At 60.2% G+C, this 24,268-nt stretch carries 22 protein-coding genes and 1 pseudogene; all 23 read right to left on the bottom strand.

What is annotated here, in order from left to right; translation table 11 throughout:
• Positions 1-283 precede the first annotated feature (283 nt).
• The 23 genes and pseudogenes from ACTQV3_RS00205 to ACTQV3_RS00095 all read right to left on the bottom strand — a co-directional run bounded on the left by ACTQV3_RS00205 (position 284) and on the right by ACTQV3_RS00095 (position 24,114).
• Entirely contained in the window at positions 284-1,030 is a 747-nt protein-coding gene (locus ACTQV3_RS00205; RefSeq protein ID WP_427717633.1) for a DeoR/GlpR family DNA-binding transcription regulator, read from the bottom strand.
• Between the two features lie 3 nt (positions 1,031-1,033).
• Entirely contained in the window at positions 1,034-2,113 is a 1,080-nt protein-coding gene (locus ACTQV3_RS00200; protein WP_154515174.1) for a Gfo/Idh/MocA family protein, read from the bottom strand.
• Positions 2,114-2,692: 579 nt separating this feature from the next.
• The gene (gene rplX, locus ACTQV3_RS00195) at positions 2,693-2,998 is read right to left on the bottom strand and encodes a 50S ribosomal protein L24 (RefSeq protein ID WP_006235043.1); all 306 of its coding nucleotides are present in this window, start codon (positions 2,996-2,998) and stop codon (positions 2,693-2,695) included.
• Between the two features lie 13 nt (positions 2,999-3,011).
• Positions 3,012-3,380, bottom strand: coding sequence for a 50S ribosomal protein L14 (gene rplN / locus ACTQV3_RS00190; protein WP_117734331.1), 369 nt, complete (start codon positions 3,378-3,380; stop codon positions 3,012-3,014).
• A gap of 118 nt (positions 3,381-3,498) precedes the next feature.
• Positions 3,499-3,759: a 30S ribosomal protein S17 gene (gene rpsQ, locus ACTQV3_RS00185; RefSeq protein WP_006235040.1), complete on the bottom strand. Its 261-nt coding sequence runs from the start codon at positions 3,757-3,759 to the stop codon at positions 3,499-3,501.
• Positions 3,760-3,775: 16 nt separating this feature from the next.
• Entirely contained in the window at positions 3,776-3,991 is a 216-nt protein-coding gene (rpmC, locus tag ACTQV3_RS00180; RefSeq protein ID WP_006235039.1) for a 50S ribosomal protein L29, read from the bottom strand.
• Between the two features lie 86 nt (positions 3,992-4,077).
• A pseudogene (gene rplP / locus ACTQV3_RS00175) lies at positions 4,078-4,494 on the bottom strand (50S ribosomal protein L16); the annotation flags it as partial.
• Complete coding sequence (gene rpsC / locus ACTQV3_RS00170) at positions 4,494-5,204, bottom strand: 30S ribosomal protein S3 (protein ID WP_154514689.1); 711 nt, start codon at positions 5,202-5,204, stop codon at positions 4,494-4,496. The gene rpsC and the pseudogene rplP, both read right to left, overlap by 1 nt.
• 6 nt (positions 5,205-5,210) lie before the next feature.
• On the bottom strand, positions 5,211-5,582 hold the full coding sequence (rplV, locus tag ACTQV3_RS00165) for a 50S ribosomal protein L22 (RefSeq protein ID WP_006235036.1): 372 nt from the start codon (positions 5,580-5,582) through the stop codon (positions 5,211-5,213).
• Between the two features lie 14 nt (positions 5,583-5,596).
• The gene (rpsS, locus tag ACTQV3_RS00160) at positions 5,597-5,857 is read right to left on the bottom strand and encodes a 30S ribosomal protein S19 (protein WP_006235035.1); all 261 of its coding nucleotides are present in this window, start codon (positions 5,855-5,857) and stop codon (positions 5,597-5,599) included.
• Between the two features lie 32 nt (positions 5,858-5,889).
• Entirely contained in the window at positions 5,890-6,720 is an 831-nt protein-coding gene (gene rplB / locus ACTQV3_RS00155) for a 50S ribosomal protein L2 (protein WP_117583062.1), read from the bottom strand.
• 179 nt (positions 6,721-6,899) lie between these two features.
• Positions 6,900-7,187, bottom strand: coding sequence for a 50S ribosomal protein L23 (rplW, locus tag ACTQV3_RS00150; protein WP_006235033.1), 288 nt, complete (start codon positions 7,185-7,187; stop codon positions 6,900-6,902).
• On the bottom strand, positions 7,188-7,814 hold the full coding sequence (gene rplD / locus ACTQV3_RS00145) for a 50S ribosomal protein L4 (protein WP_006235032.1): 627 nt from the start codon (positions 7,812-7,814) through the stop codon (positions 7,188-7,190).
• A gap of 46 nt (positions 7,815-7,860) precedes the next feature.
• The gene (gene rplC, locus ACTQV3_RS00140; protein WP_089572481.1) at positions 7,861-8,481 is read right to left on the bottom strand and encodes a 50S ribosomal protein L3; all 621 of its coding nucleotides are present in this window, start codon (positions 8,479-8,481) and stop codon (positions 7,861-7,863) included.
• A gap of 448 nt (positions 8,482-8,929) precedes the next feature.
• A complete protein-coding gene (locus ACTQV3_RS00135) occupies positions 8,930-9,550 on the bottom strand; it encodes a histidine phosphatase family protein (RefSeq protein ID WP_441535651.1) in 621 nt (206 codons plus the stop codon).
• Between the two features lie 39 nt (positions 9,551-9,589).
• Positions 9,590-10,744, bottom strand: coding sequence for a cation diffusion facilitator family transporter (locus ACTQV3_RS00130; protein ID WP_441535650.1), 1,155 nt, complete (start codon positions 10,742-10,744; stop codon positions 9,590-9,592).
• A gap of 140 nt (positions 10,745-10,884) precedes the next feature.
• On the bottom strand, positions 10,885-11,193 hold the full coding sequence (rpsJ, locus tag ACTQV3_RS00125) for a 30S ribosomal protein S10 (RefSeq protein ID WP_427717612.1): 309 nt from the start codon (positions 11,191-11,193) through the stop codon (positions 10,885-10,887).
• Between the two features lie 60 nt (positions 11,194-11,253).
• Positions 11,254-13,353 (bottom strand): elongation factor G, encoded by a 2,100-nt coding sequence (gene fusA, locus ACTQV3_RS00120; RefSeq protein ID WP_154514697.1) that lies wholly within the window; start codon positions 13,351-13,353, stop codon positions 11,254-11,256.
• A 19-nt stretch (positions 13,354-13,372) separates the two neighbouring features.
• Entirely contained in the window at positions 13,373-13,846 is a 474-nt protein-coding gene (rpsG, locus tag ACTQV3_RS00115) for a 30S ribosomal protein S7 (RefSeq protein WP_006235013.1), read from the bottom strand.
• Between the two features lie 73 nt (positions 13,847-13,919).
• Positions 13,920-14,297, bottom strand: coding sequence for a 30S ribosomal protein S12 (gene rpsL, locus ACTQV3_RS00110; RefSeq protein WP_154514699.1), 378 nt, complete (start codon positions 14,295-14,297; stop codon positions 13,920-13,922).
• A 438-nt stretch (positions 14,298-14,735) separates the two neighbouring features.
• Positions 14,736-19,211 (bottom strand): DNA-directed RNA polymerase subunit beta', encoded by a 4,476-nt coding sequence (locus ACTQV3_RS00105; RefSeq protein WP_370450532.1) that lies wholly within the window; start codon positions 19,209-19,211, stop codon positions 14,736-14,738.
• Positions 19,212-19,217: 6 nt separating this feature from the next.
• Positions 19,218-22,646 (bottom strand): DNA-directed RNA polymerase subunit beta, encoded by a 3,429-nt coding sequence (gene rpoB, locus ACTQV3_RS00100; RefSeq protein WP_229770619.1) that lies wholly within the window; start codon positions 22,644-22,646, stop codon positions 19,218-19,220.
• A 559-nt stretch (positions 22,647-23,205) separates the two neighbouring features.
• Positions 23,206-24,114 (bottom strand): UTP--glucose-1-phosphate uridylyltransferase, encoded by a 909-nt coding sequence (locus ACTQV3_RS00095; protein ID WP_368136490.1) that lies wholly within the window; start codon positions 24,112-24,114, stop codon positions 23,206-23,208.
• Positions 24,115-24,268: the final 154 nt, after the last annotated feature.

The following is a 24,268-nucleotide window of genomic DNA, read 5'->3' as shown; positions in this document are numbered from 1 at the left end:
AAGGGAAAATCTCGATCTGTAACAATAACTCGGCAAAATCGATCCCAGATGTTACAGATTGAGACAAAGGGATGGCGCGGTTCGGAAGTATCTCAATCTGTAACATCTAGCCCACTTTTAACGGTCCAGTTGTTACAGACTTAGACAAACCGGCGGACAACGAAAGCGGCAACGCCTGTGATGGACGTTGCCGCTTTTCTATTGAGAAAACTACTCGGTTTTCGTTACTAACCACCACAATGGGGACAGGCACCTTTGTGATGGTTTTGGCCTTGTCCCGTCGCTAGACCGTGATGACGTTGTCCATTGCCCGATACTTGGCGGGCACCTCGCCCGCGGTAATGATTGTAGCGTCGCGAAAGTCCGCGAACTTGACGGGCGCCACCATGCCAAATTTACTGGCATCCGAGATTACAAAGCGCTTGGCCGTATGGCGCATCGAGATGCGCTTAACCTGCGCCTCCTCGATATCGGGCGCCGTGAAGCCCTGCTCGGCGGCAATGCCGTTAGAACCCCAAAAGCCACAGTTGAAATTGTAGCGGTCTAAGGTTGCCAAGGCATCGGGGCCAACGAGTGCTTCGGTCTCGGGCTTGAGCTCGCCGCCCAGCACCACGGTACGCATGCCGCGCAAAGCGAGGTGCTGAGCATGGAGCACGGAATCGGTCACATAGGTGACATCTTCAAGGTGTGGAAGATGCTCGATGAGCTTGAGCGTCGTCGAGCCCGAATCGATGTATACAAAGCTCTCGGGCTCCACCAGCGCCGCGGCGCGGGCGCAGATACGCTCCTTATCGTCGTTATGGAGGTCGCTGCGCTCATTGAGCGTTAGGTCGCGCGTCACGTGCGCGCGCTCAAGACTTGTCGCTCCGCCGTGGACCTTGGCGATACGGTGTGCTCGATCGAGCGTCTGCAGGTCGCGCCGAATGGTAGACGCCGTCACGCCCAGGGTATCGGCAAGCTCTTGCACAGTAACCGAGCCAGCCTGCTGGACCATCGAGACGATCGCGTTGAGCCTATCCTCCGCAAGCATCGCTTACTCCTCCTCGGGGTACACGACTCCCCAGTCGGCGCGGAGCTTGGTCATAAGCTCCATGACATCAGAAGCATAATCCAGAAGCTCGCGCTTCGAATCATCGCCGGCAACGGCCTTCTCCAGGTCGGCCATCTCGTAGCACAGAGCGTATGCCTCGGTGCCGGTGTGGACCTCCTCACGGTGCCCGTCCGCAGTCCACACAATCGTTGCGTGATCGGCGCGGGGATACTCGTTGACCTCGATATAGCACTTGTCAAAGCTGATGACCGAGCGCTTGGGCTGCTTGGAGTGAAGTGTAAGGCTCACCACGCCCAGCTGCTGCTCGGCATTACGGCAGACGATGCCGCCCGCAACGTCAACGCCGGTCTCACAGGTGTTGCCGAGCGAAACGACCTCAACAGGCTGGCTTGCCATAAAGAGACGCATGACGGACAGGGCATACACGCCAATATCGAGCATGGCACCGCCAGCAAGGTTGCGATTGTAGAAACGGTTGGTCAGGTCGCCGTATTCCTTGTAGCTGCCAAAGTTGAGCTGAGCGAGGTTCATGCGGCCAAACTCGCCGGCATCCATGCGGCGGCGCAGCTCCCGATACAAGGGCATGTGGAGCACCGTGGTGGCGTCCATAAGGACCACGTTATGCTCGTCGGCAATGGCACGTGCTTCGTCGAGCTCGGCGGAGTTGAGGGTGATGGCCTTTTCGCAAAGCACGTGCTTGCCTGCTGCCAGAGCGGCGCGCAGGTAGGTGATATGCGTGTTATGCGGCGTGGTGATATAAACGGCGTCGATGTCGGGATCGGCGTAGAGGTCCTCAACCGTCTCGTACACCTTCTCGACGCCATACTGCTCGGCAAAAGCCTGGGCCTTGGAAAGCGTACGGTTGGCGACGCCCGCAAGCTTGCGGCCGGCAAGGGCGAGAGACTGGGCCATCTGGTTGGCGATAACGCCGCAGCCGATCACAGCCCAACGAAGCTCGGGAGCCGTAAAGATGTCGTTAGGGAACGGCTGATCTTGGACCGAGGCAAACGCCGCCTTAGCGGCTGCTTCGGCGTCGAGCGGAGCCTGTTTGGAATCTGTCATCATGTGCCTCCTGAGTCACCGGAAGTTCTTCATTTCCAACAGCCTTATATTCGCACAAATTTGCGCGCATTTGCTTGTATTTGCGTGTTTATTTGTTTATCGGTTATAATTAAACCATAATTAGCAGATATTTGCGCGGCTATGCGCATTATCGCGCAAGACTCTGTGCGTAAATACGCATGCATCGATCGTTATGATGCAGAAAAAGGCGGAACACCAAAACCCCTAAAGGCAAAGCAGGCTGTCTTACTCTGCCCCCTAGGGGCATCAGACATCAAAAGATCATCCCTAACTGCCGGCACATAGGGACTGTCCCAGGCTGTCGAATCCTGGGGGCGTTTCCCGTACGACGCTTTCGTGGCAAGACTGTCCCCATCAACTAGCCGTTTAAGAACGTCCCCAACGACTAGTCATTTATGTCTGTCCCCAATGAGTATAGCCACTCATTTAAGTCTGTCCCCAATGAGTATGTCAGAAGTAGCCACTCATTTAAGTCTGTCCCCAATGAGTAGGGATAGAAAAAGGCCCGAGTGCCGTGGCATCCGGGCCTTTGCTAGCAACTTAGATGTTGCGGGCAGCTTAGAACTTGTGGCCGCACTTCTTGCAGACGCGCAGCTTGTTCTTGCCGTCCTTCTCGTGACCGACACGGGTAACCTTACCGCACTCGGGGCAAACGAGATTGACGTTGGAGGCATCGATAGGAGCCTCCTGCGAAACGATGCCGCCCTGCTGGTTGGCAGCGTTGGGCTTGACGGCCTTCTTGACGACCGAAACGCCCTCGACAACGACCTTGTTCTCGGCAGGGAGAGCACGCAGGACAACGCCCTGCTTGCCGCGATCCTTACCAGAGAGAACCTGGACCTTATCGCCCTTCTTGATATACATATATCTCCCCTAACTACAGGGTCTCGGGAGCGAGCGAGACGATCTTCATGTACTTCTTGTCACGAAGCTCGCGAGCGACGGGCCCGAAGATACGGGTGCCGACGGGCGAACCATCGTTGTTGATGACAACGCAGGCGTTATCATCAAAGCGAATGTAGGAGCCATCCTTGCGGCGGATCTCCTTAACGGTGCGAACGACGACGCAACGGACAACGTCCTTCTTCTTGACGTTGGCGCCAGGGGTAGCCTCCTGGACAGCACCGATGAACACATCGCCGATGCCTGCATAACGACGCTTGGAACCGCCAAGCACCTTGATGCAGCGAATCTTGCGAGCGCCGGAGTTGTCGGCGACGTTCAGCATGGTTTGCATCTGAATCATGGTAGATGTTCCTCCGAACTAAGAACCGAAGAGAGGTGCGCAGCCTTTATGCGGCCCGTGGTATGCAAGCCAGGCATACGCACATCTTCGGAAACGTATAAGTCGTAAGAGCGACTGCTTATTTAGCGCGCTCGACGACCTCGATGAGGCGCCAACGCTTCATCTTGGACATAGGACGGGTCTCCATAACGCGGACGGTGTCGCCCACGCCAGCCGTGCACTCCTCGTCGTGAGCGTGCAGCTTCTTGGAGCTGGTCATCATCTTGCCGTACTTGGGGTGACGCTTGCGCTCGGTGATGGTGACAACGATGGTCTTAGCACCGGAGACGGAGGTAACGACACCCGTACGGACCTTACGCGAGTTACGCGAATCAGTCATGTTCTCTCCTTAGGTCCTACTCGGCGACAGCGGACTTCTCCGCTGCGATCTCGCGGGCGCGCTGCTCCGTGAGGACGCGAGCGATGTCCTTCTTCACGGTGTTGACGCGAGCGGTGTTGTCCAGCTGGCTGGTGGCCATCTGGAAACGAAGGTTAAAGAGCTCGGCGCGCATTTCCTTCAGCTTCTCAACGAGCTGAGCGTCCGAGAGCTCACGAATCTCTGCGGGCTTCATTAGTTCTCCTCCTTGGCGGCGGCGGCGTCCTCAGCAGCCCACTTGGTCTCGAGAGCGGCCTCCTCAGCCATCTCCTTCTCGATGCGCTGCTCGGCGTTCTTGGCAGCAACGATCTTGGTCTTGATGGGGAGCTTGTGCTGCGCAAGACGCAGAGCCTCGCGAGCGACCTCCTCGGGAACACCCTTGACCTCGAACATGATGCGGCCGGGCTTGACGACGGCCACCCACTCCTCGGGGTTACCCTTACCAGAACCCATGCGAGTCTCGGCAGGCTTCTTGGTGATGGGCTTATCGGGGAAGATCGTGATGTAGACACGACCGCCACGCTTCATGTAGCGGGTCATGGCAATACGAGCGGCCTCGATCTGACGGTTGGTGATCCAATGGGCCTCGAGAGCCTGGATACCAAACTCGCCGAAATGCAGCTCGGTATTACCCTTGGCCTGGCCCTTCATGGAGCCACGCTGCACCTTGCGGTGAAGAATACGCTTAGGGGCAAGCACTACTGACCCCTCCTCTCGGAGTTACGACGACGAGGACGGGAAGAGCCCTCGAGTGCAGGGTTGGGAACAGGCTGGCCCGGGAGCTTCTCGCCCAGGTAGATCCAGACCTTCACGCCGCAGGCACCCATGGTGGTGCTGGCGACAGCCGTGCCGTAGTCGATCTTGGCACGGAGGGTGTGCAGAGGCACGCGACCCTCACGGTACCACTCACGACGGCCCATCTCGGCACCGCCGAGACGACCGGAGCACTGGATACGGATGCCCTTGGCGCCGGCCTTGCGGGCGGACTGGACAGCCTTGCGCATAGCGCGACGGAAGGCAACGCGGCCCTCGAGCTGCTCAGCGATAGACTGAGCAACGAGGTTGGCGTCGAGCTCGGGGCGCTTGATCTCGACAACGTCGACGGAGAGCTGGCCCTTGGAGACGCCAGCGACCTTCTCGAGCTCGGTACGGAGGGTATCGATCTCGGCACCCTTCTTACCGATGACAACGCCGGGGCGAGCGGTGAAGATGATGACCTTCACCTTGTCGCCAGCGCGCTCGATCTCGACGCGGGAGACAGCTGCGCGGGAGAGACGCTTCTCGAGGTACTTGCGGATCTCGAGATCGTTACCGAGGGTCTTAGCGTAATCCTTCTCTGCGAACCAGCGGGAGCGCCAGTTCTCGGTGATGCCAAGACGGAAGCCGGTGGGGTAGACTTTCTGACCCATACAGCTTTACGCCTCCTTTCGAGGAGCAACGACGACGGTGATGTGGGAAGTACGCTTCAGAATGCGAGAAGCGGAACCCTTGGCGCGGGGACGGATGCGCTTAAGCGTCGGACCCTCGTCAACATAGGCAGCAGCGACAACCAGGTTGTCGGCACGCAGACCGTTGTTGTTCTCGGCGTTCGCAACGGCGGAACGGAGAACCTTCTCGACATCCACGGCGACGGCGCGGTCGCAGAAGTGGAGGATGTCGAAGGCCTGAGCGACAGGCTTGCGGCGGATCAGATCGACCACCAGGCGGGCCTTGCTGGGGGAAACACGCACGTACTTAGCGACGGCGCGAACCTCGGTGGCCTCAGTTTCAATAGACTTAGTTGCCATTTACGGTTAACCCCCTATTTGGCCTTGTGGCCACGGAACGTACGAGTCGGCGCGAACTCGCCGAGCTTGTGACCAACCATGGACTCGGTAACATACACGGGCACATGCTTGCGGCCGTCGTGGACGGCGATGGTGTGACCAACCATCTCGGGGAAGATGGTGGACGCGCGGGACCAAGTCTTCACGACGTCCTTCTTGCCAGCCTCGTTCATCGCGGTGATACGCGAGAGAAGGCGAGTCTCCACGAACGGGCCCTTTTTGAGACTTCTGCTCATAAGTGCTTTCTCCTAAAACTCGGTATCCGAAATTACTTCTTACGGCGACGAATGATGTGCTGGTTCGAGACCTTCTTCTTCTTGCGCGTACGAAGGCCCTTCGTCGGCTTACCCCAGGGGGTAACAGAGGGACGACCAGAGGTGTGGTTCTTGCCCTCGCCACCGCCGTGCGGGTGGTCGACAGGGTTCATAACGGTACCGCGGACGGTCGGGCGCACGTTCATGTGACGCTTACGGCCGGCCTTGCCGATGACGATGTTGGCGTGATCAGCGTTGCCGACCTCACCGACGGTGGCGCGGCAGGTAACGAGGATGCGGCGCATCTCAGAGGAAGGCATACGGACGATGGCGTACTTGCCCTCCTTACCCATCAGCTGGCAGGAGTTACCGGCGGAACGGGCGATAGCGGCGCCCTTGCCCGGCTGGAACTCGACGGCGTGGATGAGCGTACCGACGGGGATGTCGGCGAGGGGCAGAGCGTTGCCCGGCTTGATGTCGGCGTCAGAACCGGACATGACGGTCTGACCGACCTCGAGGCCCTTGGGGGCCAGGATGTAGCGCTTCTCACCGTCAGCATAGTGCAGCAGAGCGATGCGAGCGGAACGGTTCGGATCGTACTCGATCGTGGCAACCTTGGCGGGCACGCCGTCCTTGTTGCGCTTGAAGTCGATCACGCGGTAACGACGCTTCACGCCGCCGCCCTGGTGGCGGGTGGTGATGCGGCCGTTGTTGTTACGACCGGCCTTCTTGGGCAGGGGCTCGAGAAGAGACTTCTCGGGCTTGGTGCAGGTGATCTCGGAGAAGTCGGAGATCGTCTGCCAACGCCTACCAGCGGAGGTCGGCTTAAGGTGCTTTACAGCCATTACAATCCCTTTCAATAGGTATCCGTTAGCCATCGCAGACAGGGATTCGAGGTTCTGCCTCGGGTGCGATGACACCGGACGTATACACGGTTCCGGGCGTGTCCATTTTATACGCCCAAAACCTTGAGCTCTCGCCTCCCCTATTTGGGAGGCATGAGCTCACTCAACAGCAGCGAGTCTTAGGCCTGGTTGCCAAAGACCTCGATGGTGTCGCCCTCGGCCAGCGTAACGATGGCCTTCTTCCAAGAACGGGTCTTGCCGGCGACATAGCGCACGCGCTTGGTCTTGGGCTTGACCGTCAGGGTGTTCACGCGAACGACCTTGACGCCGAAGATCTCCTCGACAGCGTCCTTGATCTGATACTTGTTAGCATCCTTGGCGACCTCGAACGTGTACTTGTTCTGCTCCATGCCGGAGAAGGAACGCTCGGACACGATCGGACGGATGATGATCTCGTGGGCGGTCATTTATGCAAGCACCTCCCCGAAGTGAGCGGCGATGTCGGCGGGCATCAGCACAGCGTTGTTGTTGACGAGATCATAGGTGTTGGCCTCGTCGGCAGTGATGATGAACGTCTTGGGAATGTTGCGGAACGACAGGTAGGCGTTGACGTCCTCATCGCGAACGATGATGGTCAGACGCTTGCCCTCAAGGCCAAGAGCCTTGAGCATGGCAACGGCAGCCTTGGTGGAAGGCTTCTCGAAGCCGTAGTCGTCGACGAGCACGAGCTCGCCATCGGCCAGCTTGGCGGACAGCGCAGAGCGCATAGCCAGCTTGACCTCCTTGTTGTTCATACGCTTAGCGTAGGAACGGGGCTTGGGGGCGAAGACAACGCCACCGTGACGCCACTGGGCAGCACGGATGGAACCCTGGCGGGCACGACCGGTGCCCTTCTGACGCCAAGGCTTCTTGCCGCCACCGGAAACCTCAGAGCGGCCCTTAGCGGACTGGGTGCCCTGACGCCAAGAGGCCATCTGGCACTTGACGATGTGGTGCATAACGTGGATGTTCGGCTCGATGCCGTACACCTCAGCGGCGAGCTCGGCCTCGGCGACCTTCTTGCCCTCGCTGTTCTTTACTTCAAACTTTGCCATTTAAGTGTTCTCCTTGGTATGACGCTGGGCTAAATGGGCTGGGCCCTTAGGCCATACGGATGGCGACGAGACCATTCTTGGCACCCGGGACAGCGCCCTTGACCAAGATGAGGTTCTGCTCGGCATCGATGCGGACAACGGAAAGGTTCTTGACGGTAACGCGCTCGTTACCCATGTGGCCGGCCATCTTGACGCCCTTGAGGACGCGCGCAGGATAGGCGCACTGACCGATAGAACCGGGGTGACGCTGGAAGTGAGAACCATGCGTCATAGGACCGCGGCGCTGACCCCAGCGCTTGATGCGACCCTGGAAGCCCTTACCCTTGGAGGTACCGATGACGTCGACCTTCTCGACATCAGCGAAATCAGCGACGGTGACGACCTCGCCGACCTTGTGCTCCTCGCCGTTCTCGACGCGGACCTCACGAAGGAAGCGGACAGGCTCGACGCCGGCCTTGGCGAAGTGACCAGCCATGGGCTTGTTCACATTCTTGGCCTTGATGTCGCCGAAACCGATCTGGACGGCGTCATAGCCGTCGGTTGCCTGAGTTTTAACCTGCGAGACAGCGCAGGGGCCAGCCTGGATGACCGTGACGGGAACGACGTTGTCGTTCTCGTCCCAAACCTGGGTCATGCCAATCTTGCGGCCGAGAATCATGCTGATCAAGATATGATCCCAACTCTCGCGTGGTCTTGGGACAATGCGTACACCACCGAGCGTACGCCCCTAGAGGACCACTACTTACACGACGTGCTCCCCAGCCTTGTATTGCGTCCGGACTACCTGACAACCCTATTAAGCAGGCATTTTGTCCAGCCAGAATACTCCCCTGGTTTCACACAGCTGTTTAGTATACACGGCTGCGGGCGTATCCATCGAGATTCATATTTCACTCACATTGTTTACGCAGGTAAAGTGCGTGAAGTCGCCTGGGCTTGGCAGAGGGGCGGCGAAATTTATTAAATTTGCTGCTCTACAGTCCTGCGCAAGACGGAAAGCACATTAAGTGCTTTCCTTTGCGTGCGGAACTCGCGACAAACTTAATATATTTCGCCGCCCCTCTGCCAAGCTCGGGAGACGACACGTTGATGTCTGCTTAACTCTGCTCGCTCAGCTAATGACTTTGTTGGGGATCCACAATTTGCTGCAAGGTGAACTTGCATTGGGGCGTATCGTCCTCTTCTCGCGCATCGTCGAAATCGAAGATCATAATGGCGCAGTTGGGGAGTTTTGCTGGGAGCTCGAAGCCCTCTGGAGCTGCAGCCTTGATGAATTGGCGGCTGGCGCTGCCGTGGCTTACTGCTAGGAGGGTTTCGATGCCCTCGGCGCCCATGATATTGGTGAGGGTGTCTACCATGCGTTCTTGCAGCGTGCGGCTTCCTTCTCCTCCAAAGGGGACCAAATCCTCGCCCGGATCCCAAACGTCGGTAGGCAATGCGTCGTGCGGGCCTTCCTCGAAGGTCCCATAGCCGCGCTCGATGATGCCTTCGCAGGGTTCGACAGTGGCATCCGGACCGAGGATCTCGCATGCGACGAGACTTGCCGTGTCCATGGCTCGGCCTAAAGGCGATGAGACCACTTTGTCGGGGACAACGCCGTGGGCTTTGAGCCATTCGGCTGCCGCTTGGGCCTGTTGACGGCCCAAATCGGTAAGCGGTGAATCACAGCGACCCTGGACGAGCTTAATTACGTTGAATTCCGTCTGGCCGTGGCGGAGCAGATACAGCCTCTTCATATTCTCCCCTTCTGTATAACGTGCTTTGCCGGCGCAGACCTACTCGTGGGTATGCCCTACGTAGTCATCGTCGATCGTAATCTTGGCAATCGACTTGGGAAATTCCGATTCGACCCTCTGGGCCAACGCGTGCTTGAGCTCATCGGACCCCATGCCCAAATCCGAGGGACGCACGCAGTCAAAGATTACGTTGGTGTGCGTAGGACCCGGCACACAGCGCAGGTCATGAATCGAAAGGCGGCTATCGATCTGTTGGGCCATGGCGTGAATGCGCAAGCGCATGCTCGCCACCTTGGGGTCATCGGTCACGATGGGATCGTAGTGAAGCGTGACAATCATGTCGTCTTCGTCCCTAAATGCCTGTTCAATGTTGTCGAGCGTGTCGTGACTTTCCAGCGGGCTGGCCTCGGCCGCCATCTCGGCGTGAGCGCTTGCGAACTTCCTGCCCGGGCCGTAGTCGTGAACCATTAGGTCATGAACGCCCAAAACGCCAGGGTAGCTCATGATCTTGCCGCGAATATATTCGACCAGCTTGGGATCGGGCGCCTGACCCAAAAGCGGGCTCACCGTATCCTGGATGAGCTCAAAACCGCTCCAGCCAATATAGGCGCCAACGGCAAGGCCGACCCAAGCATCAAGATTGATATGCGTCACCTGCGAAACAATTGCGCACGCTAACACGGCGCCTGTAGCAAGGACATCGTTCTTGGAATCCTGCGCGGTCGCATGCAGCGTCTCAGACTCAATACGGTCACCGAGCTTTTGGTTGAGGGCCGCCATCCACAGTTTAACAACCATCGAAAGCGCCAAGACTGCCACCAGGGCAAGCGAGAACTCGACGGGTTCGGGGTGGACGATACGCTCAAACGAGGACTTCACCAGTTCGAGGCCGATGAGCAGCACGAGCGCCGCCACGACCAGACCCGAGAGATACTCGTAGCGGCCATGGCCGTAAGGATGCTCGGGGTCTGCCGGCTTGCCAGCCAGCTTAAAGCCAAGCACGCTCACGATGTTTGAGCTGGCGTCAGACAGGTTGTTCATGGCGTCCGCCACAATCGAAACCGATCCCGACAGCACGCCAATTGCACCCTTCGCAGCGCATAGCGCCACATTGGCGAGAATACACATCACGCCCGCCAACGTGCCCACACGCGCACGGTCGCCCTGCGCACGACGAACGATCCACTCGACCATCTATATCTGCCCCCAACAGTTTTACTCATACACTCGTTTGTCGAATAGCTCAGTAGTGTAGACCCTTTACCCCATCGATACAAAAAAGGCCGCAACCCTTAGGGCTGCGGCCTTACAAATCGCACTATCGAGCAAAAAGCTTAGAGCTTGATGTCGATGTCGACGCCAGCGGGGAGGTCGAGACGCATGAGCGAATCAACGGTGCCCGAGGTGGGGTCGAGGATGTCGATGAGGCGCTTGTGGGTGCGCATCTCGAACTGCTCGCGGGAGTCCTTGTCCTTGTGCGGCGAGCGGATGACCGTGTAGAGGTTGCGCTCGGTGGGCAGGGGGACAGGACCGGAAACGCGAGCGCCGGTCTTCTGAGCGGTCTCGACAATGAGCTTCGCGGACTGATCGACGACCTCGTGATCATAGCCCTTGAGGCGAATGCGGATCTTCTGGGTAGCCAACTTAAACCTCCAAAGAGTGCGAGAGATGTTCTCGCGGATTACGTAACAGGGAGCTCGAACTTAGGCGTTCTTGCTCATGACCTCGTCCACGATGGACTTGGGCGCAGGCTCATAAGAGTCGAACTGCATCGTGTAGGATGCACGGCCCTGGGTCTGGGAGCGAAGGTCGGTAGCGTAACCGAACATCTCGCCCAGCGGCACCTTGGCACGGATGAGCTTGGTGTTCTTGCGATCCTCCATGCCCTCGATCTTGCCGCGGCGACCGGAGAGGTTGCCCATAACGTCGCCCATGTACTGCTCGGGGGTCTCGACCTCGACAGCCATGATCGGCTCGAGCAGCTGCGGATCAGACTTCTTGAGGGCGTCCTTGATAGCCATAGAACCGGCGATCTTGAAGGCGGCCTCGGAGGAGTCGACCTCGTGGTAAGAACCGTCGAACAGGGTGACCTTAACGTCGAGGACCGGGAAGCCGGCGATAACACCGGTGTTCAGGGCCTCCTGGATGCCCTTGTCGATGGACGGGATGTACTCCTTGGGCACGACGCCGCCGACGATAGCGTTGACGAACTCGTAGCCGAAGCCCTCCTCCATCTTCTCGAGCTTGATGACGGCGTGGCCGTACTGACCGCGACCGCCGGACTGACGGACGAACTTGCCCTCAGCCCTCTCGACGTCGTGACCAGCGGTCTCGCGGTAGGCAACCTGGGGCTTACCGACGTTAGCGTCAACCTTGAACTCACGGAGCAGACGGTCAACGATGATCTCGAGGTGCAGCTCGCCCATGCCGGCGATGATGGTCTGGCCGGTCTCGTGGTTGGTGGACACCGTGAAGGTCGGGTCCTCCTCGGCGAGCTTGGTCAGAGCCAGGGACATCTTGTCCTGCTCGGCCTTGGTCTTGGGCTCGATGGCAACGTCGATAACGGGCTTGGCGAACTCGATCTTCTCGAGGACGATCTCCTTGCCCTCGGCGCACAGGGTGTCACCGGTGGTGGAGTTCTTGAAGCCGACGCAGGCGACGATGTCACCGGCGCAAGCGTCGTCACGGTCGATACGCTCGGCGGCGTTCATCTCGAGGATGCGGCCGAGACGCTCGCGCTGACCGTTGGAGGCGTTGACCACGTAGGAGCCGGACTCGGCGCGACCGGAATAAACGCGGACGTAGGTGAGCTTACCGACGAACGGGTCAGTCATGATCTTGAAGACCAGGCCGGAGAAGGGCTCGTCGAAGGAGGGATGACGCACGATCTCCTCGCCGGTTTCCGGATCGGTACCGGTGACGGCCTCAACGTCGAGCGGGCTGGGCAGGTAGTCGACGACAGCGTCGAGCAGCTCCTGAACGCCCTTGTTCTTGTAGGCGGAGCCCACAAAGACGAGGTTGAGCTCGTTGGCCAGAACGCCCTTGCGCAGAGCAGCCTTGAGCTCCTCGACGGTGAAGTCCTCCTCCATGAGGATCTTCTCCATGAGCTCGTCGTCAAAGCTGGCAGCGGCGTCGAGGAGCTCCTCGCGCTTGGTGGCAGCGATGTCGGCGAACTCAGCCGGGATCTCGTCCATCGGCTCGGGGTAGGTCATGCCCTTCTCGTCGGCCTTGAAGTCCCATGCAGTCATGGTGACCAGGTCGATGACGCCCCAGAAGTTGTCCTCGGCGCCCATCGGGACCTGAGCGGCCACGGCGTTGGCGTCGAGACGATCCTTCATGGTCTCGATAGCGTTGAAGAAGTCAGCGCCCACGCGGTCATACTTGTTGATGAAGGCGATGCGGGGAACGTTGAAGGTAGAAGCCTGACGCCAAACGGTCTCAGACTGGGGCTGGACGCCGGCAACGGCGTCGAAGACGGCGACAGCGCCATCGAGGACGCGCAGGCAGCGCTCGACCTCGGCGGTGAAGTCAACGTGGCCCGGGGTGTCGATGATCTGGATGCGGTAGTCCTTACCGTCCTTGTTCCAGAAGCACGTGGTAGCAGCGGAGGTAATGGTTACGCCGCGCTCCTGCTCCTGAACCATCCAGTCCATGGTGGCAGCGCCCTCATGGACCTCACCGATCTTGTGGGTCTTACCGGTGTAGTAAAGAATACGCTCGGTCGTGGTGGTCTTACCGGCATCGATGTGGGCCATGATGCCGATGTTACGGGTATCGGAAAGCTTGTGCTTAGCCTTAGCCATGTTAGTTCCTTACCTTAACTTACCAACGATAGTGAGAGAACGCGCGGTTGGCCTCGGCCATCTTGAAGACGTCCTCACGCTTCTTGACGGAAGCGCCCAGGCCGTTGGAAGCGTCCAGAATCTCGTTTGCGAGACGCTCAGCCATGGTCTTCTCCTTGCGAGCGCGGGAGAAGTTGACGATCCAGCGGATGCCCAGAGCGGTGGAACGGCGGGAGTTGACCTCCATCGGGACCTGATAGGTAGCGCCACCGACACGCTTGGGCTTAACCTCGAGCGTGGGCTTGACGTTGTCCATAGCCTTCTTGAAGGTAGCGAGAGCGTCGCCACCCTCGGACTTCTCGGCAACGATCTCGAAAGCAGTGTAAACGATGCGCTCAGCGGTGGCCTTCTTGCCGTCAAGAAGGACCTTGTTGATGAGCTGAGTCACCAGGCGGTTGTTGTAAACGGCGTCAGGCTGAACCTCACGACGATTAGCTGCTGCACGACGCGGCATGTGAAATCTCCTTAAGTGTCTACCGTGCGGCGCTTAGGCGGCACACGGCGAAAGTATCAAAACGTTATCTGGCTTATTTGGCCTTGGGGCGCTTAGCACCGTACTTGGAACGGGCCTGCATACGGTTCTGGACCGGAGCAGCATCGTAGGCGCCACGGATGACGTGATAACGGACACCAGGGAGGTCACGAACACGACCGCCGCGGACGAGCACGATGGAGTGCTCCTGCAGGTTGTGGCCCTCACCCGGAATGTAAGCAGTAACTTCGATGCCGTTGACGAGGCGAACACGGGCAACCTTACGAAGCGCCGAGTTCGGCTTCTTGGGGCTCGTGGTGAAGACGCGGGTGCACACACCGCGCTTCTGGGAGTTGTGCTGCAGAGCAGCGTTCTTGGACTTCTTGGGCGCGGAACGACGGCCCTGGCGAACCAGCTGGTTAATAGTAGGCAAAGCGTACTCCTTCTCGAATGATTCCAGCTTTCTGTAAAGTGCAACGGCTTGAATCGAGGGGTCAGCATCCCCCTACGAAACACGCAGTTCGATAGGATACGTGCCGTTAGCTGTGTCGTCAACAGACCACGCCGCCGGGCGTATCCTAAAATAGCCACATTTCCGCAAAGCCTACACAAAAGGAATCCCCTCCTGTGCGCGAGGGCGGATTTCCTGGACGGGCGGCCCAGGGGTTAAGTTTGCTGCTCTACAGTCCTGCGCAAGACGGAAAGCACATTAAGTGCTTTCCTTTGCGTGCGGAACTCGCGACAAACTTAACCCCAGGGCCGCCCGTCCCGGGAATCCTACGTGCTCGTCAGGGCAACGTTCCTCAACAAAAAAGACCCGCTCCCCTGTTGGGAAGCGGGTCTTTGGAAGGGCGGTTAACGTACTGGGAAATTACTCCCCGTCGTTGTCCTTGGCCTCTTCGGCGTCGTCGGTGTCCACGAGCTGGTTGAGCAGCTCGTCGAGGGAAGCCATGTCCTCGTTGATGGCACCGTTGGCGGAAGCCTTCTTGTCGTCGATCGGGGCGCCCAGGAGCTCCTCGTCGGCATCGGCGTGATGCGTCGGAGCGGAGGTGCCCAGCAGGATGTCGTCCGGACCGTCGGGGCTAAAGACCATCTGCAGCAGCTGCGAGAGGTCTTCCTCGTCGGCAACGTCGTCGTTGTTCTCGAGGATGTAGAGCAGGTCGTGGGCCTCGAGGCCGTCACGGAGCTCCTCGATCGCCTTGGCACCGATACCATCGATGCGCAGCAGATCCTCCTCGGACTTGCCAACCAGGTCGCCGACCGTCTCGATGCCGACCTCGCTGAACTTGTTGGTCCAGCGCTGCGACACGCCCAGGTCGTCGAACAGGTACAGGCGAGCCTTCTCGGCGGAGATGGTGTGGCCGTTGCGGGTGAACGAACCGTCAGCACCGCCAAACTCGTCGTAGCCGGCCCAGTCGAGCTGCTGTGGGAGCCGCTCGTCCAGGTCCTTGAGCTCCACGGGAGCCCACTCGGGCAGCGACTTGGCGTTGGGCGAAGCCGGACCATCGATGTCCACGTAGCCGTCGGCCGTGCGATACGTCAGCTTGGCGTTAGCGTACGGCTTGAGGCCGGTACCAGCCGGGATCTTCTTACCGACGATGACGTTGGACTTAAGGTCGAGCAGGTGGTCGACCTTGCCCTCAATAGCAGCCTCGGTAAGGACGCCGGCGGTACGGATGAACGAAGCGCTCGACAGCCAGGAGTCGATGTTGGACGCAACCTTGAGCGTACCCAAGATGACGGGCTCAGCCACGGGAGCCTGACCGCCCAGACGGGCAACGCGCTCGACCTCGTCGGCGAACTCGTAGCGGTCGACGTACTGACCAAGCAGGTACTTGGAGTCGCCGGGGTTGGTGATCTGAACGCGACGCAGCATCTGACGTGCGAGCACCTCGATGTGCTTGTCGTTCAGGTCGACGCCCTGGCTGGTGTAGACGTCCTTGACGCTCTCGACGAAGGTGTGCATCGTCGACTCGATGTCGGTCAGCTTGCGCAGGTTGCGGAAGTTGACGAAGCCCTTGGTGATCTGGTCGCCGGCGCGAACCTCGCAGCCGTCCTCGATCTCGGGCATAAAGCGCACCGAAGCGGGGACGCGACGCTCGTCGAGGACACGGGTGTGATCCTCGGAGTCGGTGAGCGTCAGCACGTACTCGGACTTCTCGGGCTTAATCGAGAGGTGGCCGGAGTACGGAGCCAGCTCGGCCTCGCGACCCAGGATCTTCTCGTTGACGTTGCCGACGATATCGAACATACGGCTGACCGTAGGCAGGCCCTGCGTAATATCGTCGACGCCAGCGACGCCGCCGGAGTGAATGGTACGCATCGTAAGCTGCGTACCGGGCTCGCCGATGGACTGGGCGGCAATAATGCCGACTGCGGTACCGATGGCGACCGGACGACGGGTGGAAAGATCCCAGCCGTAGCACTTCTGGCACACGCCGTACTTGGAGCGGCAGGTGAGCAGCGCGCGAAGCTTGACCTTCTTAAGGCCCGCATCGACCATCTTCTGGATGTCAGCGACTTTCTCGATATAGCCGTCCTGCTCAAAGAGCACGGTGCCATCGGGAGCCACGACGTCCTCAATGAAGCAACGGCCGACAAGATCGGTGTTGAGGTCGGTGGTGCCGGGGATGATGAGGTTGTAGGTGACGCCCTCGTGCGTACCGCAGTCCTCCTCGCGGACGATGACGTCCTGGGCCACGTCGACCAGACGACGGGTCAGGTAGCCAGAGTCCGAGGTGTGGGATGCGGTATCGACCAGGCCCTTACGGGCGCCGTAGGTCGAAATGAAGTACTCGAGCGGCAGCAGGCCCTCGCGGAAGTTCGCCTTAATGGGAAGGTCGATCGTCTCGCCGGACATATCTGCCATCAGGCCACGCATGCCGCCGAGCTGACGCAGCTGGGTCTTAGAACCACGGGCGCCGGAGTCGGCCATCATGTACAGCGGGTTCTCCTCGTCGAACATGTCGAGCATGAGCGCTGCGACCTTGTCGGTACAAGCGGTCCACTCGTTAACGACTTCGATGTGGCGCTCCGTCTCGTTGATGAAGCCCTCCTCGAAGTACTCGTTGATCTGGTCGACGTTGGCCTGGGCGCGGTCGAGCAGCTCCTGCTTCTCGGCAGGGATGAGAGCGTCCCACACCGAGATGGTGAGGCCGGCGCGGGTAGCGTAGTGGAAGCCGGAGTACTTGATAGAGTCGAGGATCGGGCCGACCTTGGCCTCGGGGTAACGATCGCAGCAGTCGGCAACCAGCTTGGCCACATCGCCCTTGACCATCTTGTAGTTCATGAACTCGTAGTCTTCGGGCAGGCACTGGCGGTTGAAGATGATGCGGCCGATAGACGTCTCGAAGCGTGCGGTCTTGTTGCCGGTGACATCGTAGTCGACGAACTCGTTCTTGCCGTTCTTGACGCGGAAGATACGGGTACCGTCCTCGTTGATGACGTTGGCGTTCTCGGCGGACACGCGGACCTGAATCTTGGCCTGCATGTCGACCTCGGAGCGGCAGTCATAGGCGTGCAGCGCGTCGTCGAAGCTCGAGAACACGTGGTTCTCGCCCGGCAGACCGTCGCGGACCTGGGTCAGGTAGTACACACCAATGATCATGTCCTGCGAGGGGATGTTGACCGGCTTGCCGGATGCCGGCGAGCGCAGGTTGTTCGCAGAGAGCATGAGCACGCGGGCCTCGGCCTGAGCCTGGCTGGACAGCGGCACGTGGACAGACATCTGGTCGCCGTCGAAGTCGGCGTTGAAGGGCGCGCAGACCAGCGGGTGCAGGTGGATAGCCTTGCCCTCGACCAGCACCGGCTCAAAGGCCTGGATGGACAGACGGTGCAGGGTCGGTGCACGGTTGAGCAGCACGACACGGCCGTCGATGACCTCTTCGAGGATGTCCCACACAAAGGTGGCACCGCGGTCGATAGCGCGCTTGGCGCCCTTGATGTTCTCGACCTTGCCAAGCTCGACCAGGCGCTTCATGACGAAGGGCTTGAAGAGCTCCAGCGCCATGGTCTTGGGCAGACCGCACTGGTGCAGCAGCAGCTTGGGGTCGGTAACGATTACCGAACGGCCAGAGTAGTCGACACGCTTGCCCAGCAGGTTCTGGCGGAAACGACCCTGCTTGCCCTTGAGGGCCTCGGCGAGCGACTTAAGCGGGCGACCACCACGGCCAGAGACCGGGCGCCCACGGCGGCCGTTGTCGAACAGGGCGTCCACGGACTCCTGGAGCATGCGCTTCTCGTTGTTCACGATGATCGCAGGGGCGTCCAGGTCGAGCAGGCGCTTGAGTCGGTTGTTACGGTTGATCACGCGACGATACAGGTCGTTGAGGTCGGACGCGGCGAAGCGGCCGCCATCGAGCTGGACCATCGGGCGCAGATCGGGCGGAATGACCGGGATGACATCCAGAATCATGTTCGCGGGGCTGTTGCCGCCCTTCAGGAAGGCGTCAACGACCTCGAGGCGCTTAACGGCCTTCTCGCGCTTCTGCTTCTGGGAGTCCTCGTCGGCGATGATGGCCTTGAGCTTCTCGGCCTCGGAGGGGAGGTCGATGGCAGCGAGCAGGTCGCGGACGGCCTCGGCACCCATGCCACCCTTGAAGTACATGGAGTAGTAACGGGTCATCTCGCGGAACAGCGGCTCATCGGAGATGAGGTCGCGCTCGGTGAGCTTCATGAAGGCGTTGAAGGCGTCCGTGCGGAGCTGCTTCTCGTCCTTGCACTCTTCCTCGATGTCGACGATGCCGGAGGCGATCTCCTCGGGGGTCAGCGGCTCCTCGTCGGAGAACTCGTCAAAGTTCTCGGGGTTGCCCTGCTCCTTGAGGGACTCGATCTGGCGGGCGCACTCGGCATCGATCTCTTCCAGATCGGCGGCGAGCTCCTCACGCAGATCGTCAGCGTCGGCCTCGCGAGCCTCGTAGTCGACCTCGGTGATGATGTAGCTGGCAAAGTACAGAACCTTCTCGAGGTCCTTGGACTTGATGTCGAGCATACGGCTCATCGGGAAGCTCGTGGGGCTCTTGAAGTACCAGATGTGGGACACGGGAGCGGCGAGCTCGATATGGCCCATGCGGTCGCGACGCACCTTAGCCGAGGTGACCTCGACGCCGCAGCGCTCGCAGACGATGCCCTTAAAGCGGATGCCCTTGTACTTGCCGCAGGAGCACTCCCAGTCCTTGGCGGGACCGAAGATCTTCTCGCAGAACAGGCCGTCCTTCTCGGGCTTGAGGGTACGGTAATTGATGGTCTCCGGCTTCTTGACCTCACCGTGCGACCAGGAACGGATCTGGTCGGCGGAGGCAAGGGAGATCTTTACCGAGTCAAATTCAGTAGCTTCGAAATCTGCCACAGTCAACTACTCCTTATCAGTGGTCGTGGCGGCGACAGCCTCGGGTGCCTCGGCGGTCTCGGCATCCTGGGCCTCGACGTCGGCGTCAACGCCGGCGAGCGCAGCCAGGTCATCGAGGGCAGAGGTCTCCTCGGCGGTCACGGGGGCGGAGGCGTCCTCGTCGGCATCGCGCATGGGCTCGATGTCCAGTGCGAGGGAACGGATCTCCTTGACGAGAACCTTGAAGGACTCGGGGATACCCGGAACCGGGACGTTCTCGCCCTTGACGATGGACTCGTAGGTCTTGACGCGGCCCACGGTATCGTCGGACTTGACGGTCAGGATCTCCTGCAGGACGTTGGAAGCACCGTATGCGTACAGTGCCCAAACTTCCATCTCGCCGAAGCGCTGGCCGCCGAACTGGGCCTTGCCGCCCAGCGGCTGCTGGGTAACCAAGCTGTAAGGGCCAGTCGAACGGGCGTGGATCTTGTCGTCGACCATGTGACCGAGCTTGAGGATGTAGGACGTACCCACGGTAATGGGCTCGCGGAACTCCTCGCCGGTACGGCCGTCAAACAGGCGGGTCTTTCCGCGCTCGTCAAGCTGGGTGACAAACTCGGGGCGCATGTGATCGCCAAAGGCAGCGGTGGCCTTGTTGAGCATATTCTTGTTGGCACGACGGATGACCTCGGCGATCTCGTCCTCCTTGGCGCCGTCGAAGACGGGCGTCGCGGTAAAGAACGGACCGGGGACGTACTTGTCGGAATCGGCATCCTCGGTATCCCAACCGCAGGCAGCAGCCCAGCCAAGGTGGCACTCGAGCAGCTGGCCGACGTTCATACGCGAAGGAACGCCCAGCGGGTTGAGGATAACGTCGATCGGGGTACCGTCAGCCATGTAGGGCATGTCCTCGACCGGCAGAACGTTACAGATAACACCCTTGTTACCGTGGCGGCCGGCAATCTTATCGCCCTGCTGGATCTTACGGCGCTGGGCGACGTAGACGCGCACCTGCTCGTTGACGCCGGGGGCCAGGTCGTCGCCGTTCTCGCGGCTAAAGCGGACGACGTCGATGACGCGGCCGTAAGCGCCGTGAGGCATCTTAAGGGAAGTGTCGCGAACGTCGTGAGCCTTGGCACCGAAGATGGCGCGCAGCAGGCGCTCCTCGGCAGTCAGAGCGCTCTCGCCCTTAGGGGTAACCTTGCCGACCAGGATGTCGCCAGGGCCGACCTCAGCGCCGATGCGGATGATGCCGTCCTCGTCGAGGTTGGCAAGCATGTCCTCGGAGAGGTTCGGGATCTCGCGAGTGATCTCCTCGGGGCCGAGCTTGGTATCGCGGGCGTCGATCTCGTGACGGGTGATGTTGATGGTCGTCAGCAGGTCCTCGGCCACCAGGCGCTCGGACACGACGATACCGTCCTCGTAGTTGAAGCCTTCCCACGGCATGTAGGCCACGGTGAGGTTCTGGCCCAGTGCGAGCTCGCCGTGATCGGTCGAAGGACCGTCGGCCAGAGGCTCACCCTGCTCAACGGTGTCGCCGACGCGCACGAGCGGGCGGTGGTTGATGCAGGTGGACTGGTTGGAGCGCTGGTACTTGGCCAGGTGATACTCGTCCATGCCGCCGGCATGCTTGACGATAATCTTGGAGGCGTCGGCAAAGATGACCTCGCCGGCGTTCTTGGCCAGGGTGACCTCGCCAGAGTCCAGGGCGGCGCGACGCTCCATGCCGGTACCGACATAGGGAGCGGCGGGGTGAACCAGCGGCACGGCCTGACGCTGCATGTTGGCGCCCATGAGCGTACGCTTAGCGTCGTCGTGCTCGAGGAACGGGATCAGCGTGGCTGCGACGGAGAGCATCTGGCGCGGTGAGACGTCCATGTAGTCGACGTCCTCGACGGGCACGTCGGCGGGAGCGCCGAAGGAGCCGTCGAAGTCGCGGGTACGGGCGATCACGGAATGCGGACGGACGATCTTGCCCTCGGCATCGGTCGTGATGAACTCGTTGGTCTTGGGATCGAGCGGCGTGTTGGCCGGCGCGATAACGTGCTTCTCTTCCTCGTCAGCGGTCATCCAGTCGATCTGGTCGGTGGCAACGCCGTTCTCGACGCGGCGGAACGGGGCCTCGATGAAGCCATACTCGTTGACGCGGGCGTAGAGGGCAAGCGAGCCGATCAGGCCGATGTTGGGGCCTTCGGGGGTCTCGATCGGGCACATGCGGCTGTAGTGCGAGTTGTGAACGTCGCGGACGGCCGTCGGCACGTTGGTGCGGCGGCTGGAGCCCGACTTGTGGCCGGCAAGACCGCCAGGGCCGAGTGCGGACAGACGGCGCTTGTGGGTCAGACCGGTCAGAGGGTTCGCCTGGTCCATGAACTGCGAGAGCTGCGAGGAACCGAAGAACTCCTTGATGGAGGCCACGATCGGGCGGATGTTGATGAGCGACTGCGGGGTAATCTCGTCGATGTCCTGGGAGCTCATGCGCTCACGGACGACGCGCTCCATACGGCTCATGCCGATACGGAACTGGTTGGCGACGAGTTCGCCGACGGTGCGGATACGGCGGTTGCCAAAGTGGTCGATGTCGTCAACCTTGAAGCCCTGCTCGCCGGCAGCGAGGGACAGGAGGTAGCGGAGCGTCGCGACGATATCCTCGTCGGTGAGCACCGTGACCTCTTCCTCGGTAGTGAGGTTGAGCTTCTTGTTGACCTTGTAGCGACCGACGCGGGCCAGGTCGTAGCGTTGCGGGTTAAAGAGCAGGCCCTCGAGCAGGCTGCGGGAAGCATCCACGGTGGGAGGCTCGCCCGGGCGCAGGCGACGGTAGATCTCGATAAGAGCATCCTCGCGGGTAAGGGCGGTATCGCGCTCGAGGGTGCGCTTGATCACATCGGAGTTGCCGAGCAGCTCGATGATGTCGTCGTTGGTGACGGCGATGCCAAGGGCGCGCAGGAACATCGTGGCGCTCTGCTTGCGCTTACGGTCGATGGAGACCATGAGCTGGTCGCGCTTGTCGACCTCAAACTCAAGCCAGGCACCGCGGGACGGGATGATCTGGGCCTTGTAGATCTGCTTGCCCGAATCCATCTCGGAGCTGAAGTACACGCCCGGGGAACGGACGAGCTGCGAGACGACGATACGCTCGGTACCGTTGATGATGAAGGTGCCCTGATCAGTCATCATGGGGAAGTCGCCCATAAAGACGAGCTGCTCCTTGATCTCGCCAGTCTCCTTGTTGGTGAGACGGACGTCGGTCAGAAGCGGAGCCTGATAGGTCATATCCTTCTCGCGGCACTCCTCGACGGTATGCGCGGGGTCGCCAAACTGATGCTCGCCGAAAGTAACCTCGAGAACATGGTTCTGGCTCTGGATGGGGCTGGATTCCTTAAACGCCTCACGAAGGCCCTCGTCCTTAAAACGCTCAAAGGATTCCCTTTGAACAGAGATAAGGTTGGGGAGCTCCATGGCCTCCGGGATTTTCCCGAAGCTGACGCGCTTGCGCTCAGTGGCAGTGTATGCGTAGGTCACCAGGTTTTTCCTCCTTCACGGAAATGCTCGGTGGGTTGGCGAGGCATAGCTTCGCCAGTTATCGCAACCTAATAGTTTATCAGGTACCGACCGTTGGGCAAGAAAAGCCTTGACGCGATTGGGTTTTTGGAGTAGCAAATTTTTTCGACAGAAAATACGCAGGTAGATGTGCATATATCGAACATATGTTCATATATTTTCTGTGAACAGAGTTACTGATGCGCGTCGCTGAATGGCGGAATGGCGGCGAAGGCTGATCGGGCGGAAACTGCGTCCCGTTTTGAGGCCTCAAACTGGGTCGTAGTTTCCGATTGAGCCCCGTTTGGGAAACTGTATCCCGTCCTGAGCCGATATTCTGGGATGCGCTTTCCGCTAGGGTCCTCAGCCGGAAAGCGCATCCCAGAATTCGACCAAATTGTGGGTCGCACTTTCCGGAGCTAAGCGGCACTTCGCAAAAAAACGGGTGCAGACCGAAGTCCGCACCCGTAAGCGCTGTTTACTTGCGCATCAAGCCGCCGCGCTCGTCGATGGCATCCCAGAAGGCATCGGCAAAGCGAGGATCGCTTGCGGCCATAAGGGCGTTGGTGGCCATCCAGCCAGAAGGCGTGCCGGTGTCGTAGCCCGACAGAGGATCGATGACGACGGCGTACATGGCCTCGCGGTCGAGCGAACGGGCCATGGCGTCGGTCAGCTGGATCTCGCCGCCCTTGCCGGCCTGCTGGTCGGCAAGCAGCTCCATGACCAGCGGGCTCAGCAGATAGCGTCCGACGATGTAAAGGTTAGAAGGCGCAGCCTCGGGAGCAGGCTTCTCCACCAAGCCGCCGATACGCCACACGGCGCCAGGCTCGGCATCGCCAACGCCCTCAGCGCCCTCGAGGGAGCCCACGCGCTCGCCGGCGATAACGCCATAGCGGCTGACCTCCTCGGGAGCACACGCGGCAACAGCGATAACCGAAGCGCCGCCATGCTCCTTGGAGACGGCAAGCATCTTGTCGCAAATGTCATGGTTGGGCACAACATAGTCGCCCAGAAGAACCAGGAAGTTCTCCCCCGCCACAGCATCGGCCGCCGAGCGAATGGCATGGCCGAGACCCTTGGGCTCGTACTGATAGCGGAAGTCGACCGGCATACCGCCAGCGTGGGCGACGGCATCGGCATAGGCGTTCTTGCCGCGCTCGCGCAGCAGGTTCTCGAGCGAACGGTCGGGCTGGAAGTAGCTCAGCAGCTCGGGCTTACCGGGAGAGGTAACGATGATGGCGTCGTCGACCTCCTCGGGGTCGAGTGCCTCCTCAACGACGTACTGGATAACCGGCTTGTCGAGAACCGGCAGCATCTCTTTGGGCGTGCACTTAGTGCCAGGCAGAAAACGCGTGCCTAGACCGGCGGCGGGGATGATTGCCTTCATATTATTCAAGGATCCTTTCGCAGGCGCAAAGCGCCCCAAGCGTGCGGCACGGCGGCCGCAGACCAAATTGCGATACCGAAGTATCTTACCGCCGGAGACATACGTCGCCGTAAGGCAAACGCAATTCTTCAGCAGGTCAACGCAAATTATTGCT

This window comes from Collinsella sp. LCP19S3_A7, from assembly GCF_052121995.1.
GTDB lineage: Bacteria > Actinomycetota > Coriobacteriia > Coriobacteriales > Coriobacteriaceae > Collinsella.
Note: the sequence above shows the minus strand (reverse complement) of the source record. Positions and strands in the feature narration are given on the sequence as shown.

Bases quoted from the DNA above. Each gene is read 5' to 3' on its own strand.
- ACTQV3_RS00205 (WP_427717633.1), bottom strand. From the start codon at position 1,030: ATGCTTGCGGAGGATAGGCTCAACGCGATCGTCTCGATGGTCCAGCAG.
- ACTQV3_RS00200 (WP_154515174.1), bottom strand. From the start codon at position 2,113: ATGACAGATTCCAAACAGGCTCCGCTCGACGCCGAAGCAGCCGCTAAG.
- rplX (WP_006235043.1), bottom strand. From the start codon at position 2,998: ATGTATATCAAGAAGGGCGATAAGGTCCAGGTTCTCTCTGGTAAGGAT.
- rplN (WP_117734331.1), bottom strand. From the start codon at position 3,380: ATGATTCAGATGCAAACCATGCTGAACGTCGCCGACAACTCCGGCGCT.
- rpsQ (WP_006235040.1), bottom strand. From the start codon at position 3,759: ATGACTGATTCGCGTAACTCGCGTAAGGTCCGTACGGGTGTCGTTACC.
- rpmC (WP_006235039.1), bottom strand. From the start codon at position 3,991: ATGAAGCCCGCAGAGATTCGTGAGCTCTCGGACGCTCAGCTCGTTGAG.
- rpsC (WP_154514689.1), bottom strand. From the start codon at position 5,204: ATGGGTCAGAAAGTCTACCCCACCGGCTTCCGTCTTGGCATCACCGAG.
- rplV (WP_006235036.1), bottom strand. From the start codon at position 5,582: ATGGCAACTAAGTCTATTGAAACTGAGGCCACCGAGGTTCGCGCCGTC.
- rpsS (WP_006235035.1), bottom strand. From the start codon at position 5,857: ATGAGCAGAAGTCTCAAAAAGGGCCCGTTCGTGGAGACTCGCCTTCTC.
- rplB (WP_117583062.1), bottom strand. From the start codon at position 6,720: ATGGCTGTAAAGCACCTTAAGCCGACCTCCGCTGGTAGGCGTTGGCAG.
- rplW (WP_006235033.1), bottom strand. From the start codon at position 7,187: ATGACCGCCCACGAGATCATCATCCGTCCGATCGTGTCCGAGCGTTCC.
- rplD (WP_006235032.1), bottom strand. From the start codon at position 7,814: ATGGCAAAGTTTGAAGTAAAGAACAGCGAGGGCAAGAAGGTCGCCGAG.
- ACTQV3_RS00135 (WP_441535651.1), bottom strand. From the start codon at position 9,550: ATGAAGAGGCTGTATCTGCTCCGCCACGGCCAGACGGAATTCAACGTA.
- ACTQV3_RS00130 (WP_441535650.1), bottom strand. From the start codon at position 10,744: ATGGTCGAGTGGATCGTTCGTCGTGCGCAGGGCGACCGTGCGCGTGTG.
- fusA (WP_154514697.1), bottom strand. From the start codon at position 13,353: ATGGCTAAGGCTAAGCACAAGCTTTCCGATACCCGTAACATCGGCATC.
- rpsG (WP_006235013.1), bottom strand. From the start codon at position 13,846: ATGCCGCGTCGTGCAGCAGCTAATCGTCGTGAGGTTCAGCCTGACGCC.
- rpoB (WP_229770619.1), bottom strand. From the start codon at position 22,646: ATGGAGCTCCCCAACCTTATCTCTGTTCAAAGGGAATCCTTTGAGCGT.
- ACTQV3_RS00095 (WP_368136490.1), bottom strand. From the start codon at position 24,114: ATGAAGGCAATCATCCCCGCCGCCGGTCTAGGCACGCGTTTTCTGCCT.